This is a genomic window from Kitasatospora fiedleri, from assembly GCF_948472415.1.
GTDB classification, from domain to species: Bacteria; Actinomycetota; Actinomycetes; order Streptomycetales; family Streptomycetaceae; genus Kitasatospora; species Kitasatospora fiedleri.
Window position 1 is genome coordinate 7,016,384 of the sequence record NZ_OX419519.1, and the last position, 22,594, is coordinate 7,038,977.

Consider the following 22,594-nt stretch of genomic DNA (forward strand, 5'->3'; position numbering starts at 1 on the left):
ATGTATGGGGCTTACAGCTCGAACTGGGTACGCAGGAGCGCCCGGTTGAGCCGCAGCGTGCGGTTGTCGGGGAGGATCTCCAGGATCGGTGCGCCGTCGTGGTTGAGGAGCTGCGCGAGGGTCGCCGCGAAGCCTGCCGCACGCGTGGCGGGCTGCCCGGCGCGCTCGGCGAGCGCGGTCATCGACAGCGTGCCCGCTTCGACCAGCGCGGTCAGTGCGCGCGGTACGGCGTCACCGCGTGGCTTGCGGGCGAGCAGATCGAGCTGCGCCTGGTAGAGCTCGCTCGCGGTCAGCCGTCGTACGAGGTCGGCAGCAGGTCCTGCGGACGGTGCGGGCTGCTCCGGCTGCGGTGCGGTCTGAGGTTCTGGCTGCGACTCGGGGATGGCGACCTCGTCGATGTCGAACAGACCGAGGGTCACTTCCGCCGGCTGCTGCGTACGTCGGCGACTCGGCTTCTTCGCGCTGTTCGCAGAAACGGACGGGGCCGCTGGTGCAGCGGGTTCGCGGATCTCGGCCTCGGCGTCGAGGAACCACCATGCCGGTGTCGGATCGCTCACCTCCCGCCACCCCTTGGGCGGCTCGGCACCGAACGGCAGCAGCGCGAGGACCGGGATGGCGACCTCGGCAAGGGTGGCGCCGCCGTGGTAGCCGGCCTTGCGGGCGGTGTAGCGGCTGTCATGGTCGCGAAGGGCGACGATCGCCCCGTCGGGCTCGGGCCACACCACCCGCGGCCCGGACAGCTCGACTTCGCACTCGGCCACCGGACCGCCCGGCGTACGGTGCCGCGCGGAGCCGATGACCCCGCTGCCGGCTTCCACCCGCTCGCCGTGTCGGTCGACGATGTGCCCGTGGTCGGAGGTGATCAGTACGGTCATACCGGACGCACGCGCGGCGCGGAGCAGCGGGGCGAGCCCGCCGACCTCGCTGACCGTCCAGGCGCCGTTGCCGAGTTTCTGTTCCTTGGCGAGCCGGTCGTCAACGGTGTTGAGGACGACCGCGACATGCCCGCGCTCGGCTGCGAGGGCCGTGCTCAGGGCGTCCGAGAACGGCGATCCGGTCTCCTCGGACCGCAGGTCGTCCTTGTGGAACACGGCGGCGGGTGCGTTCTTCCAGAAGCGGTGCTGGGGGAAGAGCCGCTTCTCGTCGCCCTGGTCGCCCTTCATCAGCGCGCCCGCGAACAGGCTGGTGCGGCTGACGGCAGTCAGCGTTGGCAGCGCCGCCGCCATCGCCCGTCGTACCGGCCCGGACTCGCGCGAGGTCCCTGCCAGGGGATCGAACTCGGCCCAGCCGCGCCGCAGTTCCTCGCCGAGTTCGGCGGCGATCGCCGCGCTCATGCCGTCGATGACGAGCAGCAGGATGCGCCGCCCGACGGAGGTCGACGTGATCGGCGCGACGACCCGCTCAAGGAACGTCTCCACCGTCAACAGCGACTTCGGCGGTGTTCCCCCTGCGGTCCACACGGCGAGCCGTTCGGAGAACTCGCGGTCCAGGTGTCGGCGTCGGGTACGCACCTCGCGGGCGACGGTGTCGTACGCGGCCGCGAGGACGGCGTCCTCGTCGCCGCCGGCCTCCAGGTGCTCCAGCGCCCGGTCGGCCCAGCCGAACTCGGCCAGCTGCCGCTCTATGCCCGCCGCCACGGTGGGGATCTCCGCGGAGGGCTCGGAGTCGAGCCACCGCCGCAGCCGCGCGGCCATCCGCACCCGCTCGACACGGGCCAGAGTCTGTGTCTCCCCGGCGAGCGCATGCTCGGACAACTCGCCCAGGAACTGCATGAGTTGTGCGCGATCCTGCGCGGCCAGGGCGTGGCCGGCCGCCGTGAACCGGGCATCGAGCCCGCTCTGAAGCACCAGGCTCGCCCCGGCCACTGACTCGGCGCCGAACTGCGCGGTGAGCTGCGCCGCCCGCGCGAGCACCGGGTCGGCGAGCCGACGCTCACCGCGCTCGAGCAGGGAGCGCACATACCCCTCGCCGGTCCGGCCGAACACGGCGAAGAGATCGTCCAGTTCCTCGCCCTTGCCGGGCAGCCGCTCGCCGAAGAACCGCTCGGCGCGCCCACGCGCCCGGAACACCGCCTCGCCACCGCTCCCGCGCGCCCACAGCGCGGCGCACACCACGGCGAAGGCGAGTGCGTCCGAGCCGTTGCCCGCCTCGCACAGCGCGACGACGCAACGCCCCGTCGAACCCGCCTGGTCGGGCTCGCCGAGAAAGCGTCCGATGCCTCGCCGCTCGGCGGCCCGCGCCCCGGCGAGGCGCTGCGGACCGCCGGGCAGCAGCGTCCAGCGCAGCAGCTGTACCGCGTCGATCCGCTCCCCGGCCGCGGACGGCTCCACCAGGCCCGCCTCGGCTGCCTCGTCGAGGCCGAGGACGCGCCGGGCGAGCAGCCCGAGCGCCTCATCGCGAGAGAGAACCCGCCGGCCCAACCCAGCTCGGTCGAGCCGCCCGGCCGAGCCGAGCAGGGCCTCGGCCGCCCACTTCTCGGCGCGCAGCCGCACGTCGATGTCCTGAGCGCCGAACGCGGCCTGGACGACCTCCCAGTTGTCGACCTCGCGGATCCGCCGCCCGTACGTACGGGCCAAGAGCGCGGGGTCGAGCTCGGTGTCCTCACGGTCCGTCAGGACAACGAGGACAAGAGGACCGGCAGTGCCTGGTCCGTCGTTGCCGCTCAGGTGGCGCAGGATCTGCTCGTGCACGCCGAGCACCGAAGGCACGGCCGTCACCCGGGCCCGCACCCCGTTCGGGGCGCGCAACACCGCAGGCCCGTCCCACACCGGGGCGGCCCGCAGCAGCAGGACGTGGCGCCCCCCGTCGTTCAGGGCGCTGCGGGAGGCGACGTACTGGGCGACGGTGGCCGCCGGAAGCCGCGGTGGTCCTGCGGCGGCGACAGTCGTGGCGGTCTCGGGCATCAGTCGACGACCTTCCAACTGATCTCGACGGTGGCGTCCGGATTCAGCTCGGCCAGCTCGGCGATCTCCGCCCGCAGCGAGGCGACGGCCCGCGCGGCGGTGGTACGGCCGCCGCCGGAGTGGCGCGCGCCGGGCGTGCGCCGGCTGCCCACTGCCTCTCCGCCTACCGCTTCCCCAGCCGTCGCTTCTCCGGTGCTGATCGGCGGATGTGCGGAACCGCCGTTGAGGTCGATGTCGTCCGGCTTCGCGAAGACCACCGGCTCCGGCCGCTCAGCCTGCTGCTCGGCCCGCTGCCTGGCCGCGCGCTCGCGCTGCACCAGAGCGATGACCTTGCCCCCCACCGTGCTCAACAGCGCGGGAAAGTCCGGGAATTCAACGGGATCGCCCGAAGCGGCTTCCTGCAGGCGGGTGACGATCGTCAGGCCCTCGACGCCGTAGCCGTCCGCCAGCTTCAGTTCCTCCCAGCCCGCCCGGTGTAGCGCGTCCGTCACCTTCCCGGCCGTCTTCAGCGACGTACCGAACCGCTGCGCCGTGAACCCGCCGAGGTCGAACCGCGCGAGTGTCTCCACGACACCCTTCGCCCCGCCCGAAGCGGCAGCGGTCCCCGCCACCGTGGGGTCCCCGGCCAAGGTCCGCACCAGGGCGGTGGCCCGCCGGGCGAGATCCAGGCGCGGTGAGGCGTCGTCCAGCCCGAGCTGTGACCGGTTCCGCTCGAGGGCGGCCACCAGCCGGTCCGCGTCGTCGACGAAGCCGCGTGCCTGCTGCCGGATCTGCCCGGCGAACTGGTTGACGATCCGCCCGCGCCGCAACTGCGGCGGCTTCGCGCCGAACACTGCCTGGAAGCGGGCCTGCGCCTCCACCCAGTCCGCCTCGTCGGGCAGCGGCTGCTCGCGCAGCCCGTAGGTGAGCCTGAGATCGGCGGGGGTGGCTGGGGCGGGGTCGATCAGTGATCCGCCGAGTACCCACACCCGGTCGGTCATCTCCGCGTACGCCGAGGCCACCAGCTTCTGCATTGCTTCGGGCAGGCCGCGCGGTGCGGGCTCGTTCATCCAGTCGCCGAGCCGGACGAGGGTCGGCTCGGCGACGCCGTCCTGTCGGGCGAGCCGCTGGAAGTGGTCGGGCCAGTACGAGGACTGCTTGTAGTACGCCTCCTGCTGGGTGCCCAGCTGCAGGCCGCCCGCGATCCGCGCCATCACCTGGCGGTCCTTGGCCGCGACCTCGGCCCGTCCGTCCGGGCTCTCCGCCGCCTGACGCACGTACCCGAAGACCGTACGCAGCTCGGTCGGGGTCACCGCGTGTCCGCGGTTGTCCGGGTCGAGGTCGGGGTGGGCCGGGAACTGTACGGCGAGGAGCTTGCTGGCGAGTTCGCGGGCGGCGCCGTGCAGGGTGGCGCCGATCGGCAGTTTCAGCCTGTCCTCGGGCAGGTCGCTGCGGAGCGGGACGAGGTGCTGGTCGAAGTCGAGGGCGACCTTGCCCTCCTTCTTCTGCTCCAGCCCGTACGCCTGCCTCAGCGCCTTGCCGAGTTCCTCGGTGAGGCGCTCGCGCTGCGAGGCGAACATGCCCTTGGCGCTGATCTTGTCGTCGGGCTTGAGGCGGCGCGCGTACTCGTTGTCGAAGCGGTCGTCGTCGGCGAGGAGCTTGTCGATGACGACCAGCAGCTCGAAGTCGTCGCGCGCGGCGCGGGTGAGGTGGCTGGGCAGCCACGCCAGGGTGCGCACCGTGCCGCCGGTCTTCTCGCGGATCTTGCGCAGGCGCTGCACGTCGTCGACCGGCGTGAACTCGCCTTCGTCGTACGGCAGGTCGACGACGAGGCGCCAGACGTCGTCGCCGGCAGGGGCGAGGTCCAGCTCGTTGAGCGAGTCGACGTCCGCGACGTTGCCGAACACCACCTCTACGTGCCGCTGGGTGCCCTTCCACACCAGGTTGAGCAGGTCGTACCCGCCCAGTCCGTCCGGGCCCCGAGTGATGGCCAGGGCTTCCTTCAGCAGGGCCTGCATCCTGGCCTTGCGGGCGCCCTGGTTGTTGTGGACCCGGGCGTTGGCGAGAACCGCCTCCAGGTCGATGCCGGTGAGTTCGAGCCGTACGGCGGGACTGGCGTCCGTGCCGGTCCGCTTGATCTCCGGAATGGCGGCTGCCCACTCGTTGACCTTCGTGAACAGCCGCGACACCTCGGTGCCCGGGATCATCGTGATGATCGAGCCGTAGTTGAGCGCGTGGAGCCGCTTCAGCGTCAGATCGGCGAGCGCCGGTACGGTCGGCGCGAGCGCGGACAGCAGCAGGGTGTGCATCAGGCGCGCGTCGCCGGTGAAGTCCCGGCATCGGGACGCCAGTTGTGGGTCGGTGAGGGACTTCGGGTCGCGTCGGTAGGTGGCGACGGTGTCCTCGTCGAGGTTGTGCGCGCGCAGCAGGAACGGTCGGAGCTTCTCCTGGTACAGCTTGTCGGCCGCCTTGAAGTGCACCTCCTCCTCACCTGTGAACGCCTGGTCGCCGCCGCCGACGAGCGCCGGGTACAGGTCGCCGAGCGGGACGAGCTGCCCGAGCCGCCAGTCGTCGCGGTGGTCGGAGAGCAGCTGCCCCATCAGCTTCAGGCCGGTACGGGAGCGTTGCAGCGCACCCGAGATGTGGACGAGGGTGTCCATGAAGGCAGGGGAGAAGGGATACGTCCGCCGGAACGACTCCTCGTCGGCGCCGGTCGTGGACTTGTCGTCCCCGAGCAGCGTCTGCCACACGTCCGGGCTGAGCCGCTTCGCCTCGTCGAAGGCGGTGTCGATCTGCGCCTCGGCCTGGGGAGTGAGGGGCTTGAGGAGCCGGGCCTGGGCGATCTGGGGGAGGTTGCGGTCCTCCAGCGTGATCTTGTCGAAGCGGCCGATGCTCAGCTTCAAACCCTCCTGTACGGCCACCTCGGCCGCGCCCGAGAGCTCCTCGCCCACGAGTTCCCGCAGGTCGCGCTGGCGCGCGATGAACGACACGATCGGGATCGCGCGCCGCTCGTCGGCGCCTTCCACCAGGTTGGTGATCTTGTCGGCTTCGCGGGACATCGCCTTCTGATCGGAGATCAGACCGGCCAGCCACAGGATCAGCTCGTCCATGAAGAGGATCAGGCCGTCGTACCCGAGCGACTTGGCGTGCTCGGCGATGATCCCGAGCCCTCGGTCGAGAGAGACGAACGCTTCCGCGTCCTCGGAGGAGTTGCGGGCGAAAGCCGGGAAGAGCGTCTGCGAGAGGTCCTGCACCAGTCGGGCGCGCAGCTCCTGCGGGGTGGTGGGGGTCTTGAGGTCGAGCTGCTTGGTGTTCTCGTGCTCCTCGGGCGCGGACACTGCGGTGTCGAGCAACTCGGACGTCCACCGGAACGAGGAGTCCCCGGCCGGGACGAGGTCGCCCCAGCCGTCGTTGTCGGCGGCGCCAGCGCCGCCGGAGGGCGTGGCGGCGGGTGAGGAGTCGGGCGCGGCGGCCTGGGACAGCTGCTCGATGACCTTCGCGTCGCCATTGAACCGGCGCTGCTGGGCGAAGTCCTCGAAGAGACCGTCGGTGCGGTAGACCTGCGGCAGCGGAGCGGCGGGGTGCAGTTTGTGGACGTGGTCGACGTAGCGGCCGAGCACGCGCTGTTCGAGGGACTTCGCCGACAGCATGTGGTACGGCACCAGCAGGAACTTGCGTCCGTCCTCGTCCAGCCACGCGTGCTTGGCGCGGACGGCGTCGAACTCCTCGCGGGAGCGGACCGCCTGATGCCCGGACAGCAGCGCGTACAACACCGCCATGAAGTGCGACTTACCGGAACCGAACGAACCGTGCAGATAGACGGCCTTGGACGAGTGGCCGTCCAACGCAGCCTTGATGTAGCCCAGTGCGTCGTCGAAGTTCTTCTTCAGCCGGTCCGTGACGACGTAGTCGCGCAGCGCCGCCACCGCGCCCTCGGGGGTGACGGCCTCGCTCAGCCGCAGCACGTAGTCGGACGTCGACACCGTCGTCTTGATGTCGATCAACTCGCGCAGCAGCGGCCGGTCCTCGGCGTGGGGCTTGCCCTTTTTCATGAACGCCATGGTGTGACTCTCTTGCCTCTCCGGTCCCGGCTCAGCTGTCCGACTTCGGGGTCTTTACGGTCTTCGGGGACTTCGCGGTCGCCGTGCGCCCGCCGCGGGTGGCGGCGGCAGGCTTCCAGCCCTTCAAGTCCGCGTCCGTGAGCCCGAGTTCACCCTGCTTGAGATGCCGGAACCCGAGGATCTCGGCGGCGGGAGCGGCCCCGTAGTCCGGGTCGTACTCGCCGAACCACTGGTCGAGCCACGGCTGCAGTTCGAGCAGCCCCGCCAGGTACGGGACGAGGTCCGCGCCCTCGATCCCAGTACCGGCGTCCTGGAGGTACGAGGCGAGCGCGAGCGCCTGCTCAAGCTGGTTCCAGCCCGCCCAGCCGTAGAGCGCGGGCTGCTGGACATTCGCCGACCCGTACGAGACGAACCGCTCCTTGGGTACGTCGAGCTTGCCGCGGGCCCGCCAGTAGGAGGGCTTGAGGAAGTCGGCGGAGGTGTACTTCGGCGGCACGGGTGTGCGCTCGCGGACCTTGCGCTTGGCGGGTTCGTCCTCGGCCGCGTCCTCCTGGCGCTGGAGATCCCAGACGTGCTCCCAGTCGGCGCGCTTCTTCAGCCCGGACGGCTTGTAGCGCAGGGCCGAGACGAACGGCACGTGCTCCTCGCTGAGCAGCTCGCGCACCGTCTTCGCGAAGTCCTGGCGCGGCGCGTAGATTTCGGCGACGGACACGAACTCGGCGTCTGTGCTGAGGTCTTCGGTGAGACGTGCGAGGGAGACCAGGGCCGGGTTCCCCTCCTGGTCGAACCAGTGCCGCCGATCCTCGACCCGGTCGAGTAGCCACGCCTTGAGCGCCTTGTCCTGCATGGCGTCCCACCCGTCGGTGGCCCAGCGGCGCTTGTACTCGGGCCGCTCGATCATGTTCAGGGCGCGGTTCGCCTCGATGGCGTCGATGCGCTTCTGGACGAGGGTACGGTAGGGGCGGGCCAGTGCTCGGGGATGGCGGTGATGGGCGTCGACCCGTGCCGCTTGAACCACTCGTCGCTGGCTTCGCCGGCCGCAATGCGGCGGGCGAGCACGATCTCGAACGCGCGCTCACCGAGAGCGAGGGGCGGGACGGAGGTGCTCTCGGGGTCGGTGTCGGCCTCGGGGATGCGCAGCTCGTCGGCATGCAGCTGGTAGAGCCCGTACACCTGCCAGTCCAACTCCTCCTGGAGTGTGATCATGCGGGCACGGATCGCGTCGTAGCGGGCACGGGCCTCGCGCAGGGCGGCGGAGGTCGGCGTCTCGCGGGCGGCGAGGGCAGAGGGGGAGGCGGCGGACAGCTCCTGGGCGAGGGCGTCGAGGGCGGTGGCGATGGGGGTGGGGAAGGCTGTGGGAAGGGGGAACTCTTGGAGCTTCGTGCCAGTGAATTCGTAGAAGTCCTCGAAGGGGATTGTGGACTGGCGTGCTCCTTGCGTGTCCACGGTGTAACCCTTATTGTGGCTTACCATCTTGAGCCAGAACCCGGCAGTGGAACTGTTTAGCACCCCAAGCAGCGCTAGATGCTCCTCCTCCGTCGCCCCCTCCCGCAGCTTGATTACAGGGGCAGACCTGTTGAACACCTTTCCATCTCGATCCAGCACGAAGTGATTGTGTGTGGCGACGAATGCGAAAACGATCGCCCAGCCATGGGCGTCGCTATCCCGGGGGATCTGGTGCCACTCCCACCACGGACGATCTTCGGCGAAGTAAGTTTTGCCGGAAAAAGTTGCGCGATTCCCCAGCTCGGTGCGATATGGCCAAATCCAACGGGAGATATGGGGAATATCCTGGAGCTGGATCAGCTTTTTGTTCTTTCCGTAGGGATGGAACGCATCGTCCCCATTTCTGAAGGAGAAATCGCGGATCTCGTCGCCGATTGAGAGTGGGCGGATGCTGCTGGTCTCTGCTTGGTGGCGAGTGAAGACATCGCGGGGCGCGGTCATGGCGTCGTCGGACCCCATAACGCCGTAGAAGCCAATCCGAAGGGTTTGATTGGCTACTGTGCCCTGTGCTCGGTTTCCAACCTGATCCAGGATCTCGCGTCCACCGTCCGCCAGCACCCACGGCTGCTTGCCGAAGTAACGGCCGCGCTCCAAATCGCCGACTGAGATCCACTGTCCCGTACTTCCCGGACGGTCAATCTGGCCGGTGATCGCGCGCCAGACGAGCCCTTCGTTAGCATTCTCCGGCGCTGAAGGATCGCCCTGAATGCTCCGTACCGTGCGGATCGTCACCTGGCGGTTGGCGCCTTCCCGGGGCGGCCGATGAGGATGACCGTGGGAGTGCCATGGCCGGGAATATAGGCCCCCGACGTGTCAATAACCTCCGTGAGTTCGATCTTGTCCCGGAAGAAGCCCTCGATCAGCTTCGTGCCGAACTCCCGCTTCATGAAGGAGTTCGCCGTAATCTGGCCGACCATGCCATACCCGCGCCCGCTCCTCGGGTCGTCGCCCCGTACTGCGAGCTCGAAGAACCGCTTCGCAAAGGGCACCGACAGTGCGTACTTGCCGGAACAGACGTCTTTGTATAGCTCCCGGTACACCTTGTTGAGTGTCTTGTCCTTGACCGTAATGTACGGCGGGTTCCCCACCACCACGTGGTAGCGGCCCTTCCGCAGAATCTCTGGGTACTCGAAGACGTCCTCCGTGCTCAGCGCGAAGTACGGGTCCTCAGCCCTTTCCACCGCCGCCCCCGCAACCTCGAAGAGCCCCTCCTGCCGGAACTCCGTCGGCAGCAGCGAGTCGCCCACCGCGAGCCCCATCGGCCACTCGTATGCCGATGCCTCCGCGAAGGTCCGCATCTCGCCCGCCGCCATCGCCGCGAGCAGCAGTCGGAACCGGGCGATGGCGATCGCGAACGGGTTGAGGTCCACGCCGTGTACGGACTCCAGCGCCGCCCGCACCCGCTCATACGAGCCCACGGCCGGCCGCTCGTCCGCCCACAGCCGCACCAGCCGCCGGAACGCGCCGAGCACGAAGTGGCCTGACCCGCACGTCGGGTCGATCATCTTCAGGCCCTCGAACCCGAACTCCCGCACCGCCGGCTTCATCGTCCGGTCGAGGATGAACTCCTCGACGAACTCCGGGGTCTGCAGCAGCGCGTACGTCTTCCGAGCCGCCTCGCTCAGGTCCTGATACAGGTCGCCCAGGAACCGGGTGTCCCAGCCCTTCGTGCCGTCGCCGCCCTCCTCCAGCGGGTCGGTGAAGTCGTGGACCAGCGTTCCGTTCTCGCCGTTCTCGCGCCGCCAGAACTCCAGCAGCGCGCCCGCGCCTTCGTGCGAGAGCGGGATCTGGAACAGCGGGTTGTGGCGCCGGTCGAACAGCAGCCGCCCGGCCGGGCCCGCGCCCAGTTCGGCGAAAGCGGTCTCCAGCCAGCCGCGGTAGGTCGGGTCGGCGTCCTGGTCGACGTACTCCTCGTACCGCGCCTGCGCGACGTCGCGTCCGGCCACCGTCGGTGCGGTGATATACGGCTCGGCGATCAGGCCGTTGTCCTCGCTGAAGCGGACGAAGACCGTGCCGAGTACCCACGCGACGGCGACCTGCGTGACCCGCTCGCCGAGCCACGCGTTCCACGTGGCGGCCGTCCGGTCCGCCTTGCGCGCCTGCTCGTACTCCCCGCGTAGCCGTGCGCCCACCTCGGGTACGGCCTTGACCTGGGAGTCCAGGTCGGTTTCGGCCGCCTTGACCTGCTGCTGCAGGTCGGCGAGGAGGGGCTTGCGCTCGATCACGGATGGGCTCCCGTTCGGATGATGCGTGAGGTGGGCGGTATGGGGGGCGTCTGTGGTCAATTGTCAGGCATCGGAACGCGCCGTCACCCACGCCTCCGGCACGTGGATCCACTCGCCGAGCGCCGCCTGGTACGGAACGGCCTTCCCTGCGAGGCGTGGCGTGTCCGACGGGTCGGACTGGGCGACGAGCAGCCACAGCGGACGCCGCCCCTCCCGTGCCAGCTCGGCGAGCCGGTCCAGGACGTCCAGCGCGTCGTAACGGGCCAGCACTGCGGCCTCGGTGAGCAACAGCGGCCCCCCGCCAGCCCCCGGGACCCGCTCGAGTCGGGCCGCGAGCTTCGGCTCCAACTGGTGCCACGCCCGCCTGGCGACCACGCCGAGGTTCTGCCGGCCCCGCGAACCGGGCGCGGCAGCGTCCGCCTCGAGGACCGTCTGCCAGGTCGGCTGGGGCCGCCCGTCGACCATCGCGTGCAGCTCGTCGAGGAACAGCCCGGTCAGCGACACCGCCTCTGCCCCGTACGGCTCCTGCGTCAGGAGCCGTGCTGCCGTGTGCGCACCGCGCGACGGCACGGTGAGCACACGCAGACCGTCCTTGCCCGCATCATGCGTCAGCCGTTGCTCGGCGGTGGCCGCGGCCCGTACAGCCTGGTCGGCGTCGTACCGGGCAGCGCCTTGCCGGCTCGCGGACGACGTAGCCCCGGATCGGATGGTCCCCGTCCGCGAACTCCCGTACGTCGTCACCTGGCTGCCGCTGGCCCCGGCGCCCGCAGGGCGGTTGGGCAGCAGCCGCAGCACACGGTCGTAGCGGGTCTCCAGCTTCAGGTCGAAACCGGCCTTGCGCAGTGCCGTCACCAACTCTGCCCCGGTGGGGAGTTCGGCCGTGACGAGGGGGTCGGCGCCGAGACCGGGGAAGCGGGTGTGGACCAGCTTGTGCACGTCCTCCACGCGCAGGCCCGGCTGGCGCACTTCCTCCAGCTCCGGCTGGACGGCGACCATGCCGGCCTGGGTGATGCGCAGGGCGCGTACCAGATCCAGATCCCGCGGATAGATCTCCAGACGCGGTGTGAGCGCGGCCCGCGTGGACGCGGCGACGGCGATCTCGGCGATCCGTTGTTCGTTCCAGCCGAGCACACCCGGCGGCGGTGCGACGGAGCCCAGCTCGGTCAGCACGGTCGCGGCGGTCGGCAATGTCTCCAGGCCGGCGAGCCGGTCCGCCTTCGCGCCGAGCTTCACCGCGTACTCCTGCAGTGCGGGCTTGGTCGGTGTGTCCGGGCTGTCCGTGCCCTCCCGCACGTCGATGACAAGCAGGCCGAGCACGGGCTCCGTGCCGCGTGGCGCCGGTGCGTGGAAGTAGTGCAGCAGCGGCGGCTGCTGGTGCTTCTCGGCGTCGTAGAACTGCTCCCGCTCCACCAGCGCCCGCAGCAGCGCCAGCGCGAGCGCCCGACGGCCGCGCCGGTCGGCGACTTCGGTGCCGCGCCGGGCGATGAGCGCGTCGGCGATCTCGACGACGGACGCCATCCGGCCGCGCTCGGAGAGGATCTCGACCACCTGCTCGCGCAGGACCCCCAGGGCCGCGTCCTCGTGCCAGCGTTCCCGGGCCTTCTTCACGATCTGCGGGATTCGGCCCGCGGTGACCTTAAGGGCCTTCGCCACGTCCGCCTGCCGCGCCCACACCGGACCCGAGGGGTACCGGCCTTGCTCGTCAGGCATGCCGAGCAGCAGTCGGATGCCCTCGCGGGTCGTCTCGTTGGAACCCCCGCGCCCCGTCGCGGGCTTGGGCACCAACCGGGCCGCGAGCGCGTCCAGGCTCAGCCGCGCGTACACCTCTGCGGCCGTCTCGCCTCCGGCCGCCTGCGCGAGAGACTCCTCGAGGTCGGTGAGCTCCCGCTCCGCCTCCCTGCGCGCCTCGGTGCTGGTCGGCGCGACCGACTGCCGCAGCCGCGAGTTCCACTCTTTCTGACGGCCCTGGATCTCCTCACGCGTACGCGAACCCATGCCGGGTGCGGTGAGGAACTTGCGTGCCTTGTAGGTGACGACATCGCCGACCGTGCTCAGGCCCATCGCATACAACTGGGAGAGCGCGGCCGGGCTCAGGCCCGCCACCGACAGATGCGTGCTCAGCGTCGCCCGCGCGGCCTGCTCCTCACGGATCTGGAGCGCGGCCTCGCTCTCATCACCTGGCCGAGTCTCATCCCCGGCGCTGGCCCCTGCATCCCGCTCCGCACCGGAACCGTGCCCCGTGGACGGCGCCGTCGCCTTCTGCGCCTCGATGAAGATCTGCTTCCAGGCCCGCTCCATCGGGACCAGATCCGGGAAACGGTCCTTGACGTCCCGCGCGAGCGCCTTACGGAAGAACGCCACCAGGCCGTCGTGCACCGGCGTCTCGAACGCATCCGCCGCGATCTTCGGGTACGGCCACTCCTCCGCGACCGTCTGCCGCGCGGTGACCGAGCCGTCGCCCCACTGCGGCAGTTCGCGCGAGGCCATCTCGTGCAGGGTCACGGCGAGCGCGTACCGCTCGGCGTGCGCGTCGTACGCGCCGCGCTGGAACGTGCCGAGAAACGGGTCGAGGTAGCCCTCCGTTCCTGCCTCGATCTCCTTCGCCGGATAGCCGGCCAGGGAGAAGTCGATCAGGACGAGCTGGCGGGTGCCGTTCGGCCGGATGCGGATCGCGATGTTGTCCGGCTTCAGGTCACGGTGCCAGATCCCCTCGGCCTCCAAGTGCTCGACAGCACCGAAGAGGTACTGCCCGTACGCCTCCAGTTGGTCCATGCCGAGGCGGCCGACCTCCCGCAGCTGTCGTGCGACGGTGTCCTCACGGCGCTGCGGCCGCTCAGAGCGCCCTGGCTCCTCACCGCGCTGCTCGCGTGCGTCACCCACGTACTCAAGGGCGAGGACCCGGCGGCCGCCGATCGTCAGTGGCTCGGGGATGGCGAGCCCGATGATCCGCGAGTCCTGGTGGATCCGGCCGAGAACCTCCGCCTCCCGCTCCAGGACCGGATGCTTGGCCTCGCTCAGCGCCACCTTCAGCACGACCGGTGGCCGCGAGCCGTTACGGCGCGGCTCGGCGGCCAGGTCACGTACGAGGAAGGCCCGCGCGGTCGATCCGGTGCCGAGCCGCCGCTCGACCTCCCAGCGCCCCGCGAGCACATCACCCGCGACACACTCCAGGGGATCGCTCTCCGGCTCGGGCTCTGGAGCAGGGCCGGGCTCGTCACCGTCACCCCCACCGCCATCCGCATTCGTCCCAGTGGACGCCACGGCCGCGAACGACGACTCGACGAACTCCAGCATCTCCATGAAGTCGTCGAGCGCGGCAAGCCGACGGACCGGATCGAATGCTGTCGCCGCCTCCACCAGGTCGTCAATGTCCGGGTCCAGGCCGTCGACCAGCGCACTGGGCCGCAGCGTCTCCCCGCTTTCCAGCCGGCGCAGCACCTCTGCCTGGCTCGCCCCCGGGGCCTTCCCGTGACCAGTAGATAGGTGAGTACACCCAGGCCATAAACGTCCAGGCGCACTGGATCAGCCTTCGCTGCCGTCAGCTCCGGCGCGAGGTAGGGGTCCGCCTGGTCGGCGATGTGCAGCGCGGACAGCGAGGTCGGCGACATCATCTGCGACAGACGACGCCCGCCACCCGAAGCACTGCCACGGGAAGCACCGGCCCCGGGCCCGCCGGCCGCGATCTGCCAGTCCGCAATCTCCAGGCGGGGCCTGGCCCACTGCTCGGCCTCGGTGAGCTCATGCCCGCGCGCCCCACGGTTGCGCGGAATGACGTGCACGCAGTGGGCGGACAGGGCACGGTGGTAGATACGGCGCGAATGCGCGGAGCGGATCGTCTCCGCGAGCTGCCGAACCAGGGCCAGACGGGCCTGGAGATCGAGCTCCTGGCCGTGGCTGACGAGATAGTCGTCCAGGCGCATCGTGTGCGGGTGGTAGTCGAAGAGGATCGCTGGGCCCGCCGGGTGCCCGGACGGCAGGTAGTTCTTCACCGACACCGCGCCGGGGTGCCGGAACCGGTTCAGCACCGCAGCTTCACGCGCGGCGGCCTTCTCCACCGAGGCACGCTCGGCGTTCGAGGCGCCGCGCTCGCTGAGGAACACCCTCACCCGGGCGATGTCGTGGAGCTGGGTGTGCTCACCCCTGTAGTCGGCCCAGGTCCGGCCGGAGTCGAAGGAGGTGGAGTCGAGCAGGTACCCCCCGACCTCCTCCTGCCGCCGGATCGGCGCGATCCCCAGGCTCTGCAGTCCTTGCGCGACCTTCCGGGAAATCTCGGCGGTGACCGCGTAACGGGCGTCACCGGGCGGCGTGGCCAGCATCTCGGCCAACTGCCTGACCGTGAACACGCCGTTCAGGTCTGCGGCGGGCAGGTTCAGACGGAGCCTGTCGTCGGTGAAGCAGACCGCTTCACCGACCCAGATGCGCGGGCGCGCACCGACGGTCGACTGGACGAGACCGGCCAGCTCCTTGGCCTTCTGGTTGGACAGGTGCAGCGGATTGGAGTGACGTCGGTTCGTACCGCCCGGGGTGGTCTGGATCCAGTCGCGACCACCGCCCGCGACCGAGCCGTGCCAGTCCTTCAACTCGATCAGGAAGACGCCGGCAGGGGCGACCATGAAGAGGTCCACCTCGCGGACATGGCCGCTGTTCGCGGTGAAGGTGAAGTTCGACCAGGCACGCCAGGGCTCCCCGTCCTGATCCCGGAGGGCCCGCCGGATCGCCTCCAGGCCGCGCCGCTCATGCTCGAACTGCGACTCGGTGACGGTTGTCCACCGCTCGTCTTTCACACCACTCCCCGTCCTGCCCCCTGCGTCCCCGCGATTCTAGGCCGCATCACAGACGAACAGCGTTCACGTTGGAACTTGGGTGGACGGTTGGCGGACTGTTCCGCGTCGCCGAACACGTCCGCCCGGTGCTCGCGGAACGTCGCCGGCTCACGGCCGAGGTCACCCGGCCCGAGCAGCAGGCAGAGGAACGCCGCCGGCCGACGCTCGCCCGAGCTGGCCGCCAAGCCGAGCGCCAGGCCCACCGCGAACAGCTCCAGCAACACGGCGGACAGCCCACCCGCACCGCCAGGCCCGTGCCAAACCGACGCATCGAGCCCGTCGATCAGCGCAATGTCCAAACCCGGTCCAGCGCCCGGTCGAGCAGCGGCAGCCGCTCCAACCGCGCCCGCAGCAAGTCCAGCAGGACCAGCAGGGACCGCGCCTCCGCTAAGCCGGAGCGTCCCGACCGTTCAGAGGGACTTCCTCCCCAAGGAGCCGTGCCCACTGCTTCGAGCAGGCCGGTAGTGCTGCCGCTTGCTCGCACAGAGCGCGGAGCGCGGCGTTGCTGCGGACCTGACCGAGAGGGCTCAGATCGTGTGCGAGACCGCGCGCCGCGTTGATCTGGTGGGTCAGGACGCCAGCTTGTCGCTGGAGAGCCGAGGCATCGAACTTCTCCTCTGCGTACGCCGGCTCCCGGTGCACAACGGGTGCACATGAGGACGAGGACGGACGAGAATCGCCTAAAGCCCTTGAGAGACGGTTTCGTAGTTCAGGGGCTTTGCAGTGCTAGTTTTCCGCGGGGGGTCAACAACCCCGATTTAGAGATCGTAGTACAGCTCGAACCCGTTGTGCCCAATTGCTTCAGTCGTCTGTGGAAGGGGTGGGCGCCCTCAGCTCGCAAAGGGCGCTGTCGGGCTTCGTCGTCAGCGGGTGGCCGTGAGGGTGTCGAGGAGGCGGGTGAGAGAGGTGCCGAGGCCCCAGCGGGCGGAGAGCTCTTCCAGCGCCATGGGGTCGAGGGGTTCGCAGGGAATGACGGGGTCGAACTCCGAGAGGGGGGCGTCGGTGGCGACGCGGACGATGGTGGGGGCGACGTCGAGGTAGGCGGCGCCTTCGAGGATGTTCTTGCGGCGGGCCGGGGTGAGCTTGGAGAAGGGGGTCGGCGGCGGCGCGGATGCCGGCCAGGTCGCCGTACTCGCGGATGAGTTGGGTGGCGGTCTTCTCGCCGATCCCCTTGACACCGGGGAGGCCGTCGCTCGGGTCGCCGCGCAGGGCGGCCATGTCGGCGTACTCGGCGCCGGTGACGCCGTACTTCTCGCGCAGGAAGGCCTCGTTGATGACCTCGGCGTTGCCGACGCCCTTGATCGGGTAGATGACCTGGATGCCGCGGGCGTCGTCCACCAGCTGGAAGAGGTCTCTGTCACCTGTCACGATCAGGACCCGCGGGGGTTGGTAATCTGCAGTCTCCCGGTCGCCGGTTATAGACCTACTGCCGACTCTTCCAGGCAGGCGACTCGCCTTGCCCGCGAGGAAGCCGGCGGTGCAGAACGGAAGCGACGTGACCTAGGGGCTGCCATGGCTGTGGTTCCTGCTCGTCAGCCTGCTGCAGGCCGACAGCCCCGTCGCCGCCAGCGCTGGCGGGACAGTTCACATCCTTCCGGGGCCGGAGCCCCTGATCAAGGGTGCCCGTCAGATCGAATCGAGCTCTTACCACCCCTGAAACCTCATCTCGCCTTTTCTGCCAGTCTCCTGACGTCCCGCCAGGCTTCGGAAAGGTGCCGACACAGGTGGCGAGGCCGGTTGCTGCTCGGTGCTGTGGGGCAAGGGGTGGCTTGTCGGTCCGGTGCCTCATAATGGTCGGTTGGGCACGCAATCGCCCGTGTCCCCCGTGGCCGTGCCACAGGTGTCCCACGATCCTGCCCGCCTGGGGTGGACGGCGAAGCGACTACCGGAAACGAGGTCGGGCATGCCCGCTCCCCTGGACCTCCCACCGGGTTGGTCCCACCTGCGGATCGGCCAAATCGCCCAGGTGCAGGCCGGCAGTGGCACTGTCCGTTCCCCCGGTCCCGGCATCGCACTCCATGCCCAGCTGACGTCGGCGAATGTCAGCTGGGCTGGTTTGGATCTGCGGATGCTCGCGGAGACGGGGTTGACGCGTCATCAGGCGACCCGGCACCGGTTGGCGCCAGGTGACATCGTGGTGACCGGGAAGTCGGGGAGTCCCATCTGGTGGGGCGTCCCGCGTTGTGGAGCGGCGAGGTGGAGGACTGCTGCCTGAGCGGCAGTCTCATCCGCGTGCGTCCAGGCCGGGGTGTGCATCCCGGTTACCTTCACCGAGTCCTGTACTACGACGCGCTCCGCGGTGCGTTCGCGGGGCGGTTGAAGGGGACCACGAGCCTCAAGCATCTCGACACTGGAACAGTGCGAGCGTGGAGCGTGCCCGTTCCGCCGCTGCCGGTGCAGCAGCGCACCAGCGCCGTCGTTGAAGGCATGCTGGCGGACATCAACGCAGGTGAGGCGGCACAAGCAGCCGCCCGGAGCGACCTGCGCGTGTTGTGGGACAGCGTCCTTGACGCCGTGGCTGACGGGACTCTCGACAACCGGCCACCGGAAAGGGCTTCGCACTACCGCATCCACGAGGTCGCCTCCGTCATCGGCGGAGTCCAGGCGCCCCGAACAGCAGAGGATGGTGTCCGCCACACCTACCTGCGTGTCGCCAACATCGCGCCCGAAACCATCGACCTCGACAAGGTCAAGCACCTCACCATCCCCAAGGAAAGAGTGTCCTTCCTCCAGCACCACCTTCTGCAGAAGGACGACCTCCTGATCGTACGCCAGAACGGCAGCCCGGACCGTCTGGGCCAGGCCGCCCTCTGGCACGGACAGCTGCCCGACATCCTCATCCAGAACCACCTGGCCCGCATCAGGCCCCACGGCATCGACCCGAGATACCTCGAGCTGGTCTGGAACGCCCCCAGCACCTTGCGTCCGCTCCGTCCGCTTGCTACGTCGACCACGGGTAGCCGGACACTGAGGTTGGACGACATCCGGGCCGTGCGTGTGCGCGTCCCAGGTGCTGCTGCCCAGGCGGAACTGGTTCTGGCTGCCGACCGCTGGAAGGACCATGTGGATGCGGTCGGTGCGCTGCTCGATGACGCGAGCCGGGCAGCTGCCGCGCTTCGTCTGTCCGTTCTCGCCCGGGCGTTCTCGGGTCGCCTCGCCCCGGGCGGGACGGCAGCAGACGGCGACGGGCAGCTCTGCACCATGAGCACGCCGGGTGTTCCCCAGCTCAGGCCAGTGGTCGGCCACGCGCTCGGCGTGTCAGTCGATGCCGGATACGAGCAGCAGGAGTTCGACTTCTGATGGGAGACCGTCCTGTGCCCGAGAACCTGCCCCTGGATGCGGTGGACGCGGCGCCCTCGCTGGCGGACCGCTTGTGGGGTCGCTGGCAGCAGGTCAACGATGGGGACTTCCGTCTCGACAGTGCCCACCTGCAGACCGTGGCGCACCTGTTGTTGTTCCGGCAGGCCCACCGCCGACTCACCAGGAGAGCGGCAGAGGCGACTGCTGCGGGTCCGATCGCGTTGGCTGCGCTAGCTGGGGCATGGACTGATCTCACTACCAGCGCCGACGCCTACGGCACCTATCGGCAGTTGCTGCACGATCTGGGCGCAGCCCCTGAGACGGCGCTGGGTGCCGTGTTCGTCGATGCACACCAGAGTATCGACGACCCGGTCGTGCTGCGGGAGCTCATCGCTGTCCTGGACGAGGGCCTCGCCCAGGACGTTGGCAGCGTGTCAGCCGACGACGAGGGCGAAGTCCTGTCCGACCTCCTGGAACGCGCCCTTCAGCACCTGCGAGGCAGCAACCCCGACTACTACACGCCGCGTGCCCTCGTCGACCTCGTGGTCGCCACGGTGCGACCGGGCCCGGACGACATCATCACCGACCCGGCGTGCAAGGCTGGCAGCTTCCTCACTGCGGCATACCGGTACATCCTTGAGCACAATCCCGGCACCGAACCCCGTCCGCAGGCGGGCGCATCAGCATCAGAGGGAACGAGTCCGCCCTCACCAACCTTGCCGGCGCCAACCTGTTGCTGCACGGCATCACCAAGCATGCCGACTGCCCGGGCGTCACGAATGAGAGCCCCTTCGGCCTCCCAGCGATGCCACGGGCGACGGTCGTGATCGCCAACCCGCCCTTCGGCACGATGAAGGGTGAGGAGAAGTCCGCGGTCGAGTCGCGCGTCGACCTTCCGGTCCGGACGAGCAGCAAAGCACTCAACTACCTCCAGCACATCATGTCGATCCTCGTGCCAGGAGGGCGGGCAGGAGTGATCGTGCCGGACGGCGTGCTGTTCGCTACGGGAGCCGCACGGGACGTACGACGCCTGCTCCTGCAGACCTTTGACGTCCACACCCTGATCCGGCTCCCTGCCGGTGTCTTCCCCACCGCCCGCGGCGTCCGCACCAGCATCCTCTTCTTCGACAGGCATCCCACCGGGCGTAGGGGACCGGGAGGCACGCTGTGGGTCTACGACCTGCGCACGGGGTCCTCACCGACTGGTGGTGAGAGCCACCTGGACGCTGAAGGCTCTGCCGAGATCGTTCGGGCACTTTGCACGGGCGACCGCAGCTCGCGGCAGGAAAGTGCCGACCACCGGTTCAGGCCGTTCACCTACGACGAACTCATGAAGCGTGAGGACACCAACCTCGACCTCGTGTGCCCGCCGTTGGAACCGCCCGTCCCGGACAACCGGTCACCAGGAGTCATTGCTGCCGAGATCACGGAGAAGCTGAAGACTGCTCTGAGTCACTTCGAAGCTGTCACCGAGGCGCTGTGAAACCGGCCGGCCCTGGCACCACCGCCAGGGCCGTGTGACATCCATTCGAGCAAGGGGCGGCTGATCCCTCTGCCATCGATATGCGGTAGCCCTGGGAAGCCTGGGAGCTGAGTCTCAAGTCAAGTGGCGGGATGCGGACCGGGCCATGGTCACGCCGAACCCTTCGGACTGCCGCGCTCCGTAGCGCGCGGCAGTCCTGATGGTGCGCGATGGTAGGGCGATCCATGGGGCGGGGCCGGAATGCCCCAGATGCAAGAGCGGAGTGTCCTTCGTGCAAGAGGGAGATGGCCTTGCGGCGAACTCGTCGGAAGGTTTTCCGCTTCTATGCTTCACGGAACACCTTCGGGTCATATCTTAGGCACGCCGAGATCCGCTAGGAGTTTCCTGGTGGATGGATCGACGGAGTAGATCACGGTGCCGCGTATGGAGCGCGACAGTAGCACTCCATAAGCATTGCGGACCGAGCGCAGAAGATCGGCGTCCTGCTTGATCTGCCGAGCCTTGCTGCGTACGTGCGCGCGGTGGACTTCCCACTTTCCGTTGTCCCAGGAAAGGTCTGGGCCAATGATGACGCCACCCCACTCGTACTCCAGGCCTTGGGCTGTGTGTATGCAGCCAACCTGATTGAAGCCGCCTTCGCCGGTAGCCCAGAACTTTCGCTTCGGCACGCCTGGCGGAACGCGGCCATCCCCAGCGTTCCAAGGGCGGGCCCAGGTCTCGTCTGGCGCCACCTCTGGCACGGTTCCGGATCGGTCGTCCCACTTCCAGCACATTCCGGCGCTGATGCGGGCGCTTGCTCCGGACGCATTCTTCTCCTTGAGGAAGTCCTCCATGGCGGTCGCATTCTCGGCGTAGGAGAGCTTGAACGGCTCTGGGTCGTGGTCGTCTCCAGCATCCCAAGGGATTGGTGCGCCCGCGAGGAACTGTTGGATCCACCTGTCGTAGGTGGCACTGCCAACTGCGCGCAAGACCCGGTCTAGAGTGATGGGGACGACTTCGGCGCCCAGCGACTGGATCTCGGTCCGGAGAACGTCAGGTGACCACACCTCCTTCGGGAAAATCCGTTGATCCCCGTCGATGAAGAAGACGGGCACCTTGGCGCGGTTGACGATTGCCGCCACGGTGGTCTCTCCGGGCCGTTCCTTGCGCGAGCCTTGCATGGGGCGATGGGTGAGTCGATGCGCTTCGTCGCAGACGATGAGATCGAGTTCGTCTGCCGTGACGGAGTCTGCGATCTGGTTGATCGTCGGGAACATGCGACCGTGCCCTCTGGTTGCCCGCTTGAAATTGTCGCGCGATGCGATTCCTCCAGACACAAATCGCGCTTGGTGGCCACCCCGTAGTGCGCGGCCGAGTACATCGAGGGCCACCAGAGATTTCCCGGTTCCAGCGCGGCCGCTGATGACGAAGACGCGTTTCGCACCAGCCGAGGGGCCGCCCCGCACGGCGCCCATGATGTCATTGACAGCGCGCAACTGGTTCTCCAACAGACTGAACTGCGAGTAGCCGTTGATGATGGAGCCCGCATCATCGGTCAGTAGCGCCGTCGAGCGACGTCCCTTGAGGAGAGCCTGGGCGGCCTCGGTGCCGAGACCCGGTGCGAAATTGGCGGCCAGGAACTTTTGGAGATCATCGGGCTGCCGGGCGGTGAAGGTAGGGATCTCCGGATGCGGAGCCACCTGGCTAATCCACTGGGAATCCTCATCCTTGAGGTTGTGGAGGTATGATGCACCGACGATGTTTATATACCGATTGTCGAACATGCTGTGATGCCTCCGCAGCGCGATCAGGTTGTCGTGGACCTGCACTGCAGGATGCTTTTTGTGCTTTCCATAGAACGGTGCGAACACCATTCCCGTAGCGCAGTCCCCGCAGAGGCGATTGGCCTCCGGGTCCTGGCAGGCGCCGCAGAGACCTTTGGGGGTCGCCAGGTTCGGCCGATGGATCGAGCCCCACTGCTTCAGCTCAATGGCTGCGAAGCTGAGGTTTCCGCTGGGATGCCGTCCTGCGATAACGACATCGATCGGATTCATTCCGGGGTCCACGCGGTACTCGACGAAGAGTGACGTCTGTCCGAGTCCGGCGTCGACCAGAAACGTCGCCAACTCGAAGAGGCTCTCCTGCCATGATTCGAGGTCCGAACTCGAGGGTGCTGCCCCTTGGGGGTGGGCACTCCGGTAACTCTCAGTTATCTTCTTGACCGACCGCTCGATGTTTCGCACCAGGGCGTTGGCGGAGCTGTACTCCTCCAGTGCCCCCCAGGGCTTCTTCGTGGTCATCCTTGCTGCGCTCCCGCCTTGCCACAGTCTCGACT

At 68.8% G+C, this 22,594-nt stretch carries 8 protein-coding genes and 3 pseudogenes; 3 read left to right on the forward strand and 8 right to left on the reverse strand.

Going from position 1 to position 22,594, the window contains the following annotated elements; all coding sequences use genetic code 11:
* Positions 1-11: 11 nt before the first annotated feature.
* The 7 genes and pseudogenes from pglZ to QMQ26_RS31745 all read right to left on the reverse strand — a co-directional run.
* Positions 12-2,903, reverse strand: a complete 2,892-nt coding sequence (gene pglZ / locus QMQ26_RS31715; RefSeq protein ID WP_282203630.1) for a BREX-2 system phosphatase PglZ — start codon at positions 2,901-2,903, stop codon at positions 12-14.
* Positions 2,903-6,943: a BREX-2 system ATPase PglY gene (pglY, locus tag QMQ26_RS31720; protein WP_282203631.1), complete on the reverse strand. Its 4,041-nt coding sequence runs from the start codon at positions 6,941-6,943 to the stop codon at positions 2,903-2,905. The genes pglZ and pglY overlap by 1 nt, the downstream gene beginning before the upstream one ends.
* A gap of 31 nt (positions 6,944-6,974) precedes the next feature.
* Positions 6,975-10,674 (reverse strand): annotated as a pseudogene (gene pglX / locus QMQ26_RS31725) (BREX-2 system adenine-specific DNA-methyltransferase PglX).
* Positions 10,675-10,737: 63 nt separating this feature from the next.
* Positions 10,738-14,112 carry a BREX system serine/threonine kinase PglW gene (gene pglW / locus QMQ26_RS31730; RefSeq protein ID WP_282203632.1) on the reverse strand — a complete coding sequence of 1,125 codons (3,375 nt, stop codon included), beginning with the start codon at positions 14,110-14,112 and terminating at the stop codon, positions 10,738-10,740.
* 398 nt (positions 14,113-14,510) lie between these two features.
* Positions 14,511-15,458 (reverse strand): annotated as a pseudogene (locus QMQ26_RS31735) (NERD domain-containing protein); the annotation flags it as partial.
* On the reverse strand, positions 15,455-15,796 hold the full coding sequence (locus tag QMQ26_RS31740; protein WP_282203633.1) for a hypothetical protein: 342 nt from the start codon (positions 15,794-15,796) through the stop codon (positions 15,455-15,457). The pseudogene QMQ26_RS31735 and the gene QMQ26_RS31740, both read right to left, overlap by 4 nt.
* 564 nt (positions 15,797-16,360) lie before the next feature.
* Positions 16,361-16,868, reverse strand: a pseudogene (locus QMQ26_RS31745) (5'-3' exonuclease); the annotation flags it as partial.
* 1,023 nt (positions 16,869-17,891) lie between these two features.
* Here QMQ26_RS31745 and QMQ26_RS31750 point away from each other — a divergent pair.
* From QMQ26_RS31750 to QMQ26_RS31760, 3 genes are read left to right on the forward strand one after another with little or no spacing between them, the layout of a single operon-like run.
* A complete protein-coding gene (locus QMQ26_RS31750; RefSeq protein WP_282203634.1) occupies positions 17,892-18,797 on the forward strand; it encodes a restriction endonuclease subunit S domain-containing protein in 906 nt (301 codons plus the stop codon).
* A 14-nt stretch (positions 18,798-18,811) separates the two neighbouring features.
* Positions 18,812-19,624 carry an N-6 DNA methylase gene (locus QMQ26_RS31755; protein WP_282203635.1) on the forward strand — a complete coding sequence of 271 codons (813 nt, stop codon included), beginning with the start codon at positions 18,812-18,814 and terminating at the stop codon, positions 19,622-19,624.
* Positions 19,531-20,280 (forward strand): HsdM family class I SAM-dependent methyltransferase, encoded by a 750-nt coding sequence (locus QMQ26_RS31760; protein ID WP_282203636.1) that lies wholly within the window; start codon positions 19,531-19,533, stop codon positions 20,278-20,280. The genes QMQ26_RS31755 and QMQ26_RS31760 overlap by 94 nt, the downstream gene beginning before the upstream one ends.
* Positions 20,281-20,627: 347 nt before the next feature.
* On the opposite strand, the gene QMQ26_RS31765 is transcribed toward QMQ26_RS31760, so the two are convergent.
* The gene (locus tag QMQ26_RS31765; protein ID WP_282203637.1) at positions 20,628-22,559 is read right to left on the reverse strand and encodes a DNA/RNA helicase domain-containing protein; all 1,932 of its coding nucleotides are present in this window, start codon (positions 22,557-22,559) and stop codon (positions 20,628-20,630) included.
* Positions 22,560-22,594: the final 35 nt, after the last annotated feature.